Here is a 14,183-nt window from a genome sequence, read left to right as displayed (position 1 = left end):
AAAAGTAATAGATTTAACGGCTATACCTTGTAAAATGGAGTCAAGATATATTATTTCGGTCTAATTGGTTAGTTCGAAAGGGCCGTAAACGGCATCTCTAAAGTTTTTATGAAGCCCTATTTGATCATAAGGAAATAACTGAACAAACAGCACAGCGGTAAGGTCGTTTATGGGATCAACCCAAAAAAGGGTGCTAGCGGCACCATCCCAGAAAAACTCACCGACCACCCCATTATTTTCTTCGGCTGACTGGGGAGGATTTAGGCGCACGGCAAAATCGATTCCGAAACCTACTTGACCCTTACTGGGTAAAAAAGACCGTTCTTTTACGCTATCGGCCAGCTGATTGGTAGCCATCAATCGGACTGTTTCCGGTTTGAGAATGGTTACGGAATCGAAGGTGCCATTGTGTACCAGCATACGCGCAAATGTCATATAGTTATCAAGGGTCGAGGTTAGTCCTGATCCACCACGGGTTAATGGCCAATGGTTCAAGTAATTCGATTTAGCTTGTTCGTCGGGCAACTGCATCAAGTTACCTTCGCCCTTTCGAAGGTACATTGCCGAAAAGCGGTCTTGGTCTTCTTCGGGTACAAAGTAGCGAGTCTCGTTCATTTCTAACGGGCTCAAAACATGTTCTTTTACATAATCGGCGAAGGGTTGGCCAGAAATACGTTCGACCAAAAAAGCCTGTACGTCGACAGATGGGCCATATTCCCAACGCTCTCCAGGATGAAAATAGAGAGGAGTGTTTCCCATTTTTTCGGCCATTTCTGCCAAAGTGTTTTCACGGTTTAGGGCATCGGCCTCCGATATCAGCTTACCTAGCCCCGGGATGTCGCTATTTCTTCCGAAACCGGCTGTGTGACGTGTAAGGTCACGAATGGTCATCGGGCGGCGTGGTGTTTCGAGAATCGGCTGGCCTTGGGTATCTTCACCAGCAAAGACTTTAATATCGGCTAATTCCGGGGCATACTTTGATACTGGGTCGTCTAGCTCGAACTTTCCCGCATCGTATAAGGTCATCAATGCTGTTCCCGTAATGGGCTTTGTCATAGAATAAATTTGTACAATTGTATTGCGATCCATAGGTTTTTGGGCATCTCGATCGGCAAATCCGAAGGCATTGTAATACACCTCTTTATCTTTTTCAAAAATCAGAGCCGAGACTCCGGCAATATTTCCTGAATCGACAAATGTCTTTAAGGTGGAATCAATTCGTGTTTTGACGACTTCATTAAGAATACCGTTTTCGACATAAAGCGAAGGCTTATTTTCTTTACATCCACTAAAGATGATTAATAACGTAGTCAATAAGTGGCATGCTTTGCTTTGCATAATATATCTTTTAAGTGCGTCTTCTGAATTTCAAAGGAAACATTTTGTTGCTCTAATTCTTTTGGTTACGTTTCTCCGTTTTTTTATAAATCAGTTCGGTCAAAAAACAAATCAAGATAATCGAAATCGCAACGATTACCCCAAGCTTATTGTCCGAATACTGTTGAACGATTAAGGCTATAGTTGCCAATAGGCATAATATGAAACCTGTCAATGTGATTATTTTATTTCCGTTGATTTCTTCCGCTAATTTAAATCCAGAGTAATTGACTATGGCAAAAATCAACAAAAAGCCAACACTTCCGGCCGTTGAAATACTTTCAAGCTTCAGGGTATTGACCAGTATGAGGGTGAGTACGGCAGTAATGAACAAACCTATGGGCTGGTTCCACAACTGACTGGTCAATTCATGGGGCAGTTCATCATCTTCGGCAATTTCATAACTCACTCTGCTACCGCCATACAATGAAGCATTTATTGCAGAAAAAGTTGATATCAAGGCGGCAACAGTGATGATGGAAAACCCGACCTGCCCCAGCATGGGCTTGGCAGCTTCGGCCAATACATAGTCTTCGGCTGTTGCTATTTCCTTAAACGGTAAGGAGCCTACTGTGACCACAGCAATTATGATGTATAAAAGGATGACGAAAATGACCGAATAGTAAAATGCTTTGGGGATATTCTTTTCGGGATTTTCAATATCAGGTGCCGAATTAGCAATGAGCTCGAACCCTTCATATGCAACAAAAATCACCATACCTCCGGTTAAAAGGTTAATGGGACTTTCCCAATTTTTAAAAGACAATTGGGCTAAGTTTGGGGTATCGAGTAAGCCATAAATTCCGATGCAAACAAACCCCAAAAGAATAATCAACTTTATAATTACGGCGTACGATTCTATTTTACCGACCACTTTAATACTGTAATAGTTGATACCCGTTGCGAAAACCACAATAGCACTCGAATAAATATGGCTGTCCAGGGTATTGTTGGAAGTCAACTCAAATAAATTGGGGGCATACGAACCGAAGGCGGAAGCGTAAAGTCCCAACATGATGATGTAACTTACCCACAGGACATTATTTAGGCCGCCACTGAATATCGTTTTGCCAAAGCCCTGATTAATGAATTTAACGGTGCCGCCACGATCGGGGTAAGTCAGCGATAATTTTACATAGCTGTAAGATGTAATCAAAGCTAACAGACCTGCGAATAAAAATGCCACTGGCGTACCACCCTGTGCCAAGGAAACGGCGAGGCCAAGTACAGCGAAAATACCGCCGCCTACCATACCGCCAATACCTATCGACATGGCTTCCCTAAGGTTTATTTTTTCGCTCATCGCCTAATTTTTCTGCTATACCTTTGTGCGATTGGCAGTCTATTTGCCAATCATAACTATTCCCTCAGTTTTGAAAATAACCACTCGTTTTTTAGTTCATGCTGTTCGGGGTAGGTCCAATGTTGGGTTTTTTGAAAAAGATGTAGCTCTTTTTGGGCCGGTAACACGTTATAGGCAGAATAGGTAGAGGCAGGCGGACAAACATTGTCATTATAACCCCAGCTATACCACCCCGGTACTTTGACAAATCGTGCGAAGTTGACCACGTCAAAATATTTTGAATTTTCAATTTTCTCAGGTTTGTTAGTGAATTCATCGACAAAAATCTGTGGCCAACCCCCGGCGCGGCCATGTAAAAATCCCGTCATATCGGAAAGTGCGGGGTAAAATGCTGCTAAATAGTCGATGCGGTCGTCTAATCCGGCGGTTACAATCGAAAGTGCACCTCCTTGGCTACCTCCGGTAACGGCAATGTCTTCCCCATTGAAACCTTCGACACTTTCGATAAAGTCAACCGCCCTGACACAGCCGAGGTAGACACGTCGGTAATAGGCATTTTCTTTATCATCTAAATTAAAGACTTGGTAATTGCTTAAGGGTCCCGCCCTTAAATCATCATAAACACCTTGGTCAAGATTTACAGGAATACCGTGTATACCTATGGTAAAGGAGATAAAACCTTCCGCGGCTTCTTCAACATCGCCGTAATAGGGACGTATGCCCGCACCGGGCACATGCAAAATGGCGGGATATTTTCCTGCAGCCTTGGGCTTAGCTAGAATACCATAGATTTTTCCTTTTACATTATCCAATTTTACATGGTAAACATCGACTTTGTTTGTGCATCGCTCGGGCATTAAGGTCAGTACCGGATTCATCGGCACTTGTGCCAACTCTGCCTTACCCATGTTCCAAAAAGATTCAAAATCTTTAGGCAAAGTGGTCGTGGGTTTGATTTTATCGGGGGCAAAACCGACGGTTGTATATGAGGAATATTCTTTGCCCTCGACTTTTACGGTCGCCGTACAACGTAAAAAACCCGGTTCGTTAAATTTTTTAGCTTTTATTTTGACCGGTTTGCTTTTGAGGGAAAGCGTTCCCTCGTCCCAAATAGTAGTGGAACGATATCCTGGGTCGGGCTGAACGGTATAGTTCACTTCGATATCTTCTAAGGGCACATTGTGTTTGTAGACTGAAATCGAAAATTCGGCCTGATCGCCAATATTGTAGGTCCAGTCGGCATGGTTAGGGGTGACAATAACCTCGACCAGTTCTTGGCGGGGCTGGGCTTTGAGACAAAGAGAGAAAATAAGTGTTGATACTAAGGAAGCATAAAGAATACGTTTCATTTTTTTGATGTTGGTTTTTGTAAGGTGTTATGTTCGTGGCAGGAAATAATAAAAATTTAAACCACTCTTGAAAGATAACAAAACCCATTGGAATTTTGGAATTGGAAATTTGCGAAGGTTTTTGGCCGAGTTTTTACTTATCCTTGATATAAAATAAACCCTCCGTCCTGACGCTCCGGTCAGGACACCTCCCTTTGGCAAAGGGAGGAGCTACCTTGATTTAAATTTTTGATAAAGGTTTAGTTTAGGGGCTCCCCTCTTTCCTGAAAAGAGGGGTGGGTGCCGACGCTATGGTCGGGAGTCGGGGAGTTTTTTAATACGGCTCGAATTTCTGACCTAAAAAAGAACCCTCGTCTTTAATTTGCGGTAAACCCACCTCCCTTTATCAAAGGGAGGAGCCATAGCTCATTCTAAATTTTAGTACAGTTGCATAACCTATGCGCTCCCCCTCCCTGTTTTAAAAGAATGGAATGAATTCCGTGAAACAGAATGCAGTGGGAAAGGGGTTTATTTTATTGTGAAATATTCTTTGGGTATTGTGTTAGCCCTCCGTCATGATGTTTCACCGTCAAGATACCCCCCCCTTTTTTATAAAGAGAGACACCACCTGATTCAACTTTTATAAAGCCTCTATGCTATGAACTGTAATACCAATAAAGCAATCGTCCATACAGTCTTTTTTAACATAGCCGGAAAAAGAGATTAACCCATTGTTTTTTGCCTCAAAGTATGTGGTAGCATTTCCCCTTTTTATTAGCCATTCCTTTTCGGCCTTTTCATATATTTCATCTAGGGTCAATGCAGGGGAAGCACTGGTATATTGGTGTTCGGGACTATTAATTTCATTCTCATTTTCAGTCCATTCCAATTGATCTACGGGGATAAATTCCTCTGCCCCGGATGTGTATCTGAAATCTCGTTCAATTACTACTCCATTAGACACTGTTATGGTGGTTTCCCATCCATATGTTGTAAAAACAGAACCGCCGAGAACTACATATTTATATGAATTGTTTGATGTGTCTTTAAAATCGACCCATGCTTTTTCGCTGTTTTCAAAATCATTTTGATACTCTAAATTATCATCTGAAGAGCAAGAAAATATGAGACTGGTAATTAACAAAGCTATTAGGTAGGTTTTGTTTTTCATCTATTTATTTTTTAACTATTACCTAATAGATGCGAATTCATTTCTATAGTTGCGCCAAATTCTTGTCAACAATTCAATTTAGTAATGTTTAACCTCTTTTTGGGAGTATATTGCAGTTTATAAACTGTATTTTAAAATACGTTTTTCACCCTTTTCTTTTACGATAATCCGAAATTGGCTTCCGCCTGTTTTTGTGTCGTCGGCGGTCATTACCTTGATGTTAGGTATTTCTTTTTCATACGGCATGATCAAGGTTGTAAAGCGTATCGGTTGTTGAGCTTGCGTCTTTTTTAATCGATAGCGAAAGGCTGGTCGGGGTTCCTTTTTAGTGTATTCAAACGATACCCAACCTTCTTCTTCCGAGAGTTCCAACCCTTTTTGTTGTTGTGTGCGAACGAGTACATTCCATCCTTCTTTAAAGTCAGAGCTGACGGAAAATCGTTTGTGGTCGAATACGGCATTACCAGGAGCGAGTTGAAAGTGTAAATCTATATCACCTGTGGCAATTCCTATGGCTTCGTCTACAATGACAAAGTATCTTTTGTCTACGAAAAATACGGAGCGTCGATGTGCGAGCTGATCATATCCCGCATTTTCAACAACTAGAATATCAAGGTTTTCGCCGGGTTGCCACAGCACCAATTTCGGATTGTATTGTGTATTTGCACCATTTAGGGTCAGTGTTTGGTGTGCTTTGGTCTGTCGGAACCACTTTCTGCCCTCGGGATTTCCACTGTAAATGTAACTTCCAGAATCGGGCATCAACGTCCGGCCACCGGCATAAAGGGTAAAGGTTCCATTGTCGGGCTGGGAATGTCCGCCTCCATCAGGACCACATTTTAATACCATACTTACAGCATTCTTGTGCCACGCACTTCTAAACGAATATAAGCCGCTTTCTTTTAGGGCGTAGGCCGTCTTTTCGGGTGCCGTTCCCACTCTTCCTTCTGTGGCAAGAAAGAGAAAATCTTTTCGGTTAAAACGCTCAGACCATTCCTTGAATTTCGCTGCGTATTGCCCGGGCTCCCCTGCCCAAGCATCACCGAACTGGGCATTGGTTCCATCGGGAAGCCCCAACTTCATCGGTACTTCACACATTCTTTCTAGACCATCGGTATAGGCTGTCGGAAATGCACTTTCCAGATTATTTAATTTGGCCAATTCATAGGTTCTGTAAAACCATCCGATGCTTCCTATATGATAGCCCATGGCGAGTTCGCGTTGGTGACCATCGGGATTTACCTGTTGCTTCATTTCGTTATTGAGCCGACGAATTGCCTCGGTTTTCCATTTCTCCGAATTTTTAAATTCAGGAAATGTAAATGCAATAAAAGCCATTCCCTCGGCTTCCATAAGTGCCCAATTGCTTCCAGAGCTATAGGTGGTCATCAAGAATTCGGCATGTTCGTAGCAGCTGTTCATAAAAGCTACCAATACTTCGGGAGTAAAATGTTCCGATTGAATAAATTGGTGGAACAGGCCTGCCCAGCTACGCCCCCGAATTCCTGCTTCAATAGATCGCCAGGCATATTTATGAGCCTCGTCTCGTGGATTTTTCTTTGTCCAGTCGACCAACTGAGTGCACCATTCCTCAGCATAACGCTCATCGCTTGTTTTGGCATATACCTTTCCCATAGCATTCCAGAAATACATGCGGTTCAGTTGCCATACCCATTCGTTATCGGGCACAGGTCTTGAATTCCAGTCGATATCATCACCACAAAAATGGGAGGGGTATGCCGGTTGCCCGACAAATATATGTTTTAGGGCATCGTTTGCCCATTTTTTGTCCTTTTCAGAAAGGCTATTATTAGCCGAATCCTCTTTGAGGGGATGTTTTACCGTACTTCGCTTCTTGTAGTATTTCAGGAGTTCATGGCTCTTAATCTCCAAGTTATCGGAACCATCTTCGGTCCTTTTTGGCCGAATATCGTCAAAATTCAAACGGTTTAAGAGCGTTTCGGTCTCGGCCGTAAAATCGTTGGATTGACCAATGACTACCATTGGTGCGAAGCAAATTAGGGTCAACCCTAGAAGAGCTCTTACTTTAAATAAAACAGACATCAACTTTCCTTTTATCCCAATATCCCTTGTATCTCGGTAAGCTCTGCTTCACTGAAATCAAGGTTTTTCAATGCCTTTAAATTATCCAGCAATTGCGCTTCACGACTAACGCCGACAAGCACCGTTGAAATACGGTTGTCTTTCAACAACCAGGCGATGGCCATTTGCGCAAGACTTTGCCCCCGTTTTTCGGCTATTTTGTTAAGGCTACTGACTTTCTCAAGAACTTCGGGTGTTATTTGGTCTTTTTGTAAATAGCGACCGTCTTTGCTCGCGCGACTATCCTCAGGAATACCTTTTAAGTATTTGTTGGTCAGAATACCTTGTTCAAGTGGCGAGAATGCTATAGATCCCATTCCTTGGTTTTCCAATTCTTCCAATAGGCCATCTTCGACCCAACGATCGAACATATTATATCGGGGCTGGTGAATCAATAGTGGCGTTCCCAAGTCTTTCATGATCTTGGCGGCTTTGGCCGTCAATTCTGCGGGGTACTGGGAAATACCGGCATACAAGGCTTTTCCCGATTGAACCAGATGATGCAACGCTCCCATGGTTTCTTCCAAAGGGGTGTCGGGGTCTGGCCTGTGATGGTAAAAAATATCCACGTATTCGAGTCCCATTCGTTTCAAGCTTTGATTTGCGGAAGCTATCAAATATTTACGTGAGCCGAAATTACCGTAGGGTCCGGGCCACATATCCCAACCCGCTTTGCTAGAGATGATGAGCTCATCGCGATACGGTTTAAAATCCTTTTGAAAAATACGACCGAAATTTTCTTCCGCGGCACCAAATGGTGGTCCATAATTATTGGCCAAATCAAAATGGGTAATTCCGTTGTCAAATGCGCAGCGCAACAGACTACGACCGACGGTCAGGTCATCGGTATGACCGAAATTATGCCAGAGTCCCAATGATAATAGGGGCAAAAGTATGCCACTGTTACCACAGCGCCGGTATTGCATCGTGTCATAGCGTTTGACATCGGCCTGATAAAGATTAAAATGGAAGGCGTCGTTTATTTTCATGGTGTATTTTTTTCGTTACTTACTATTCTTTTTTATGCGAGGAAGCAATGGAATTACGTTCGGAATAAATTACGCATTCGAACTTTGAATACATGCGAATATAAGATAATCGTATTAAAATAAGGGCTAAATATATTTGTGAGAACCGTCACATTGTGGCATTTTTTTAGATCGGCTACAAAGGCAATCGTTGATGCCATTTCCATCTAGAATTCGTTGCCGATATTTTTCAATCCTTGCTGTTCTGGTTTTCGATTGTTTAGGCGCGGAAAAATAAAGATTATAACCTCTTTGCCGCCCAAGTGTTAAGGCTTCAAAGGCCGATTTCAAATCGGGGGATGCCTTAAGTTGTTGTTGGAGTTCTTCAGGAAATACAAGATTTGTACTCCGTTTAAAAGCTACTTTTAAACCTGCTTTTTCTACCTCGATGGCCTCATAAATATAGGCTTTTATTTGCGAAGCCATCTTGACTATTTCGTCAACATCGGTAAATTTGAACAATCTACTGGACTGCGAATTCTCTCCAGGAGCCACCAATAGGCCATGGACGTCTTGTAATAAGGCACCTTTAAAAAAGCTCAGGGCACAGTAATCTTTAAAACCGCCTAGAATGGCAATGTTTCGCTTCTGAAACGTATAACATGGCGAGCGCCATTTTAATTCTTCGGTAAGCTGGCAGTCGAGAAGAATAGCTCTTAGTTGTTCCAGCTCTTGCCGCCATTGTGTGACCGTTGTAAAATAATCGTCTACCTTGGGGTTTGTGCTATGCATTTTTGTTAGTCTAAAATAGGGAAGAGTTAGTGCGGATTAAATTAAGAATTATTCTTGTATTTTTTTAAACGATTTGGTTTTAGGGAGGCACAGATTGCTGTTAATAAGGAGGATCTCGCCCTGATTTAGATTCATGGCACAATGGGTAGTTTTGGAGACTCTCATCTTTGTTTAAAGAGGTGTAGGCTTGCTGTGGCAAGGTCGGGGAGTTTAATTCACTAAAATCCGATTTAAGTATTAAATAGTAAACCCTCCGCCCTGAGGTATCAACGTCAGGACACCTCTCTTTGGCTAAGGGAGGAGCCCACACAAATACTATTGTTACGTCATAATGGGCTTAAAAACTTAAAAAAGCATGTTGAAATTCTTTTGAAAAACAAGAAAGCCTCAGTAAAGAAAAAGGCTTTGTATGAATTATCGGAAATAATTTAAATGGCATTAATTTTACAGTGGTTTACTACTCCGGTTCATCTCGTGTTTTATGATAAGGAATCGTTTTAAGAACATGTGAAATGGCCTTCAATCGGGCGCTTGGTTTTTTATCGGCGCTGATAATGGTCCACGGTGCGAGACCCGCGTTCGTTTTTTCGAACATTTGCTCTTTATACTTACTATATTCGTCCCACAGATCTTGTGCCCGCTCGTCAACGGCCGTCATTTTCCAACGTTTTAAAGGATCTTTTTTGATATCCTTAAAACGTTTTGCCTGTTCTTCTTTTGAGATGGAAAAATAGAGTTTGATAAGGTGTGTGCCCGATTGAATGATCATTTTTTCAAAATCGTTTACCTGCGACATAAAAATCTCATACTCACTTTCGGTACAGAAATTATTTACAGGTTCTACCACGGCGCGGTTGTACCAACTTCTATCAAAAAATACGATTTCGCCCGGTTTGGGTAATTGGTTGATGTATCTTTGAAAAAACCATTGTTTTCTTTCGTCGTCGGTAGGAACGTTCAGGGCAACGATTCTATAATGTCTCGGATTGATGTACTGTGTGAACCTTCGTATTGCCCCGCCCTTTCCGGCGGCATCGCGACCTTCACAAATAATGACGATTTTTTCATCGTTCGCAATGGCCCAGGCCTGCAGTTTTATCAGCTCTTCTTGCCTTTTTTGTAGTTCGAGATTGTATTCTACCTCACCCAATGATTTAAGAAGGTCGACTTTTTTGTTTTTTAAAAGCGCATGAAGGCCAAGCTTTGAGTTGAGCAGGGCGACTTCCTTTTTGTTTAATTTCGGTTTGCTCATAAATAATCACTTAACAATATCGTGAGGCTAGTTGGGTTCAATATATTCTTTATTTGTCGATCTGAACAATACTTCTGTGGTAACGCATTACGATATTCGGATCGGGCAATAGGGAAACTTTTGATTCCCCCTTGTTTTTATAATCGAACTGCGATAGTACGTACCGCATGCTTTCAAGTCGGGCCTGTTTTTTATCATTTGCTTTTACGATTACCCACGGGCTAAAATTGGTATGTGTCTTACTGAACATCTCTTCTTTATGGTGCGTGTAGCTGTCCCATAATTCCTGCCCTCTCATATCCACTGGGCTGTATTTCCACCTTTTCAAAGGATTGTTCAGCCGGTCTTCAAACCGCTTTTTTTGCTCCTTTTTCGATATGGAAAACCAAAATTTGATCAGTTTTAAGTTATCCTCATAAAGCAAATGTTCGTATTCGGGAACTTGCACTATGAATTTTTTATATTGTTCTTTGGAACAAAAGCCCATCACAGGTTCTACAACCGCTCTATTGTACCAGCTTCTATCGAAAAAAGCGATTTCACCGGCATTGGGCAATACCTTTATATAGCGTCTGAAATACCATTGGCCCAGTTCTACGTCGGTAGGTTTTGTGAGTGCAACGACTTTTGATGTTCGGGGGTTCAAGTGTTCTTTAAACCGTTTTATCGAACCTCCTTTTCCTGATGCATCCCTTCCTTCAAATAGCACGGCAACCCTTAATTTTTGCTGTACGATCCAATTTTGGAGGTTTACCAATTCGGCCTGTAAGCCGGCCAGTTCTTCCTCGTAACTTATCTTTTTTAAGGTCTTGTGTATCGGAATGTTATTTTTTTTCGCAATTGCGATGAGGTCACTCCGGGTTTTTGCTTCCAATAAGTGGTTTGGTTCAAAATTCATAGGCGATGCATTTTTTGCCCCTTGTTGGAACGATGCTAGTCTCGGTTTGCTCAAATTTAAGATGTCACTATGGATATTCAAAGCCCCTGGGGGATATTATGCCATTTTTAACCCCAATTCTATAGCGGAGCAAAACCTCTTAAAAATTCAGAAAATCGGCTGCGCCTAACGCTTTGGTAACATATTACGAATGGCAGTGATTTTCCAACGACCTTCCTCAGAAATCACAATAAAAGTGCTCCACATTTTTCGAACATTACCATCGGAATTTTGTATTTCGTAACGCGCATCGGCGATGGCCGTGTGGTCGTTCAGAAAGCGAATATGTTCAACGGCTAGGGTTCTGCCTCCCGGGTTGCTGTTAGAACTGCGCATCATGCCCTCCAATGCTCCTTTTTTACCACGACGCCATTCCCCGGTCGAAACCAATTGGTCGACTTCGGTGGTTAATAGCTGTTTTAATGCTACGGTATCTTTGGTTTCCCTGACCTGGGCATATTCGGCAATTAGAGCGATAATCGCTTTTTCTTGTTCATTTTTTGTAGTGTCTACTTGGGCGCACGCACCCGTTAGTATTAGTAGGAGTATTGTGTACGAGACCCAGATCAGTTGTTTTTTCATAAGGGGGATTATTATAACTTAGAAAAAGAATTACTTTTTTATACCAATCGCCATTTTTTTCGAGCCTTGCGCGACAATAGGGCATTGGCCTCTGAATCGCCAATAAATTTTTCTTTATCGGGGTTCCATTGGAGTTTTCTTCCCAATCGCCATGAAATTAGCCCTAAATGCATCGGCAGGGTCATTTCTCGGGCATAGGCCAGATTTGATTCGGGCACGGTTCTAGACTTTACGGCATCGACAAAATTCTGCTGGTGTCCCGGGGAACGGGGAATACTTTTTGGTACTTCCGGAATATCAGTGACCGTCTCCCCATTGATGGTAATTTTGCGGTTGTTGTAATCACAGATCAAGGTACCTTTGTCCCCTTCAAAATAAGCTCCGATACCCATTTCTTGGGCTCCGGGAACGTTTGGTGGTGTTGTTGACCAGTGCAAGTTCAAATCCTCGAATTCATAATCGATATCGATCCATTTCGGGGTGTCGGAAATTCCCGCAGCTGCTTCCCCTCGGGCTGCTATGCTCTTTAAGCCCTTGGGTTTGAGCGCCCAAAAGGCCACATCGGCGATATGGCACCAAAAATCGGCAAACATTCCTCCCGAATAGTCCAAAAAGTAGCGATAAGTAAAATGGCAGCGCTCAGGTATATAATCTACATAGGGCGCTGGTCCGAGCCACATGTCCCAGTTCAGCCCTTTTGGTACCGCCACACTTTTGGGGTGGCCCAAATCGGGTGATCCATCGTTTTTCCATAAACGAACGGTATGAACCTTGCCAATGGCACCGGCTTGAATGATTTCAACAACACGGTGGTAGTTATCTGTCGCGTGTATCTGTGTGCCTAATTGAAAAATACGGTTGTGCTTCTCTTGGTTTTTAAGCATCAATTGCCCTTCCCTTACATCATATGACAGGGGTTTTTCACCATAGACATCTTTACCGGCTTGAAAGGCCAACGTTGCAATCTGGGCGTGCCAGTGGTCGGGGGTCGCACAGGTAATGGCGTCGATATCGCTTCGGTCTAGAATGTGTCTGAAATCGCCATAACCGTCCACTTTTTTACCAGGTTGCAGCGTTTTCAGTGTTTTTAGGGTAGATGCCAGATGCTGTTCATCGACATCACAAAGGGCTACTACATCGACTTCAGGCAGACCGGCAAACCACTTCATATGATTGTTACCCATGCCTCCCAGGCCAATGTGGGCGACCCTCAAACGATCACTTGGGGCTACTTGGCCATATATCGAGGGCAATAAGGTAAGGCCTAAAGCTCCGAGGCTACTTTGTTTTACGAATTGTCTACGTGGGTTGTGATTTGATTTCATATAGGTTCTTAGGTTTAGCTAAATATAGACAAAGCCATTCATAAAACCTATGGTCGTATGCCGTAGCTACTAAATTTGGTAGGGGTGAGCCATCATGGAAAATGAAGGAAAGTTACTTTAAAAGAACACTTTGCCTTTTTTTCCAATCGTCGAGATACTCCCGGCGCCATCGGTTTACGGTTTTTGCTCCGGGCCTGTCGTTTTCTTGGTATTCGGGTTGTTGCAGGTCTGTAAAGTAATTAGGGCCATGGTCGGTTCTTTGAAAGCGTCCTCCCCAGCTTTCCGATTCGGGGTTTTCGGGGTCGCCGTTGAGCATGTAGAGCACTGAGGGCGTGTCACCCATTTTAATATCTTTTTTCTGTTGGTAGAAAAGATTTCCCAAAGCCCCCTTATCTTTTACGTTAGACCATACAAAGCTTTCGTTTCCATAATCCTTTTCTTGATATCCGCCCATATACATACCACGAAACGTCGAATTACTTTCTATAAACCAGAGGTCGGGATGTTCGTTATACACGTAGTCTCGAGCGAGTGGATCTTGTTTGGTGTTCCAAGACCCAATAAAATACACCCGTATTTTTGATTTTATTTCGGGCGCGGCCTGTAGTGCCTGGGCGACATCGGTTATCGAACCCCACACCAGAATGTAAAGCGGTCTTGAATCGCCTTTTTTAGCTTCGTCGATGATGTATTGTGCCCCTTCGCTAAGATTTGTATCAGGGTTGTCGGATTTCTGAGGGTCAATAGCTCCCTGCGAAGTAATGGATCTGAGATAATCTGGCGATGGATAGTTTGGAGACCGTTTTTTTAATTTTGGATAATCTTGCCCATACGCGTCGATAGCTTCTAAAATATGTGCTTTCCTACCTTCGTGGGGTGGAGAAGATATCAAGCCAACAATATCTAAAGTGTCCGCATACAATAAAAGATGCACCATAGACTGAAAGTCATCGGGGTCACTTCCCCCGATATCGGTAGAAATCAAAACACGGGGTTTTGATACGGGTCCAGTACAGAAAGTGAAAAAAACTAAAATTAAGGATAC

12 protein-coding genes are annotated in these 14,183 nt (G+C 42.7%); all 12 read right to left on the bottom strand.

Annotation, left to right across the window (positions count from 1 at the left end; genetic code table 11):
• Nucleotides 1-60: 60 nt before the first annotated feature.
• A complete protein-coding gene (locus tag AACZ88_RS18550; RefSeq protein WP_339713536.1) occupies nt 61-1,338 on the bottom strand; it encodes a serine hydrolase domain-containing protein in 1,278 nt (425 codons plus the stop codon).
• A gap of 52 nt (nt 1,339-1,390) precedes the next feature.
• On the bottom strand, nt 1,391-2,680 hold the full coding sequence (locus tag AACZ88_RS18545; RefSeq protein ID WP_339713534.1) for an APC family permease: 1,290 nt from the start codon (nt 2,678-2,680) through the stop codon (nt 1,391-1,393).
• Between the two features lie 56 nt (nt 2,681-2,736).
• Nucleotides 2,737-4,029, bottom strand: a complete 1,293-nt coding sequence (locus AACZ88_RS18540; protein WP_339713532.1) for an acetylxylan esterase — start codon at nt 4,027-4,029, stop codon at nt 2,737-2,739.
• A 619-nt stretch (nt 4,030-4,648) separates the two neighbouring features.
• Nucleotides 4,649-5,179: a hypothetical protein gene (locus tag AACZ88_RS18535; protein ID WP_339713529.1), complete on the bottom strand. Its 531-nt coding sequence runs from the start codon at nt 5,177-5,179 to the stop codon at nt 4,649-4,651.
• A 117-nt stretch (nt 5,180-5,296) separates the two neighbouring features.
• Complete coding sequence (locus tag AACZ88_RS18530) at nt 5,297-7,243, bottom strand: alginate lyase family protein (protein ID WP_339713526.1); 1,947 nt, start codon at nt 7,241-7,243, stop codon at nt 5,297-5,299.
• Between the two features lie 11 nt (nt 7,244-7,254).
• On the bottom strand, nt 7,255-8,271 hold the full coding sequence (mgrA, locus tag AACZ88_RS18525; RefSeq protein ID WP_339713523.1) for an L-glyceraldehyde 3-phosphate reductase: 1,017 nt from the start codon (nt 8,269-8,271) through the stop codon (nt 7,255-7,257).
• 126 nt (nt 8,272-8,397) lie between these two features.
• The gene (locus AACZ88_RS18520; protein ID WP_339713521.1) at nt 8,398-9,042 is read right to left on the bottom strand and encodes a DUF1801 domain-containing protein; all 645 of its coding nucleotides are present in this window, start codon (nt 9,040-9,042) and stop codon (nt 8,398-8,400) included.
• Between the two features lie 457 nt (nt 9,043-9,499).
• The gene (ppk2, locus tag AACZ88_RS18515; RefSeq protein ID WP_339713519.1) at nt 9,500-10,294 is read right to left on the bottom strand and encodes a polyphosphate kinase 2; all 795 of its coding nucleotides are present in this window, start codon (nt 10,292-10,294) and stop codon (nt 9,500-9,502) included.
• Nucleotides 10,295-10,343: 49 nt separating this feature from the next.
• A complete protein-coding gene (ppk2, locus tag AACZ88_RS18510) occupies nt 10,344-11,192 on the bottom strand; it encodes a polyphosphate kinase 2 (protein ID WP_339713516.1) in 849 nt (282 codons plus the stop codon).
• A 165-nt stretch (nt 11,193-11,357) separates the two neighbouring features.
• Complete coding sequence (locus AACZ88_RS18505) at nt 11,358-11,813, bottom strand: SgcJ/EcaC family oxidoreductase (protein ID WP_339713513.1); 456 nt, start codon at nt 11,811-11,813, stop codon at nt 11,358-11,360.
• Nucleotides 11,814-11,851: 38 nt separating this feature from the next.
• Entirely contained in the window at nt 11,852-13,138 is a 1,287-nt protein-coding gene (locus AACZ88_RS18500) for a Gfo/Idh/MocA family oxidoreductase (protein ID WP_339713510.1), read from the bottom strand.
• Between the two features lie 112 nt (nt 13,139-13,250).
• A complete protein-coding gene (locus AACZ88_RS18495; protein WP_339713508.1) occupies nt 13,251-14,123 on the bottom strand; it encodes a DUF1593 domain-containing protein in 873 nt (290 codons plus the stop codon).
• Between the last annotated feature and the right edge of the window lie 60 nt (nt 14,124-14,183).

The organism is uncultured Kriegella sp., assembly GCF_963975415.1.
GTDB lineage: Bacteria > Bacteroidota > Bacteroidia > Flavobacteriales > Flavobacteriaceae > Kriegella.
The sequence above is the reverse complement of the archived record's forward strand: the minus strand, read 5'-3'. Positions and strand labels throughout refer to the sequence as shown.

Bases quoted from the DNA above. Each gene is read 5' to 3' on its own strand.
- mgrA (WP_339713523.1), bottom strand. From the start codon at position 8,271: ATGAAAATAAACGACGCCTTCCATTTTAATCTTTATCAGGCCGATGTC.
- ppk2 (WP_339713516.1), bottom strand. From the start codon at position 11,192: ATGAATTTTGAACCAAACCACTTATTGGAAGCAAAAACCCGGAGTGAC.
- AACZ88_RS18545 (WP_339713534.1), bottom strand. From the start codon at position 2,680: ATGAGCGAAAAAATAAACCTTAGGGAAGCCATGTCGATAGGTATTGGC.
- AACZ88_RS18530 (WP_339713526.1), bottom strand. From the start codon at position 7,243: ATGTCTGTTTTATTTAAAGTAAGAGCTCTTCTAGGGTTGACCCTAATT.
- AACZ88_RS18500 (WP_339713510.1), bottom strand. From the start codon at position 13,138: ATGAAATCAAATCACAACCCACGTAGACAATTCGTAAAACAAAGTAGC.
- AACZ88_RS18550 (WP_339713536.1), bottom strand. From the start codon at position 1,338: ATGCAAAGCAAAGCATGCCACTTATTGACTACGTTATTAATCATCTTT.
- AACZ88_RS18535 (WP_339713529.1), bottom strand. From the start codon at position 5,179: ATGAAAAACAAAACCTACCTAATAGCTTTGTTAATTACCAGTCTCATA.
- AACZ88_RS18520 (WP_339713521.1), bottom strand. From the start codon at position 9,042: ATGCATAGCACAAACCCCAAGGTAGACGATTATTTTACAACGGTCACA.
- AACZ88_RS18505 (WP_339713513.1), bottom strand. From the start codon at position 11,813: ATGAAAAAACAACTGATCTGGGTCTCGTACACAATACTCCTACTAATA.
- ppk2 (WP_339713519.1), bottom strand. From the start codon at position 10,294: ATGAGCAAACCGAAATTAAACAAAAAGGAAGTCGCCCTGCTCAACTCA.
- AACZ88_RS18540 (WP_339713532.1), bottom strand. From the start codon at position 4,029: ATGAAACGTATTCTTTATGCTTCCTTAGTATCAACACTTATTTTCTCT.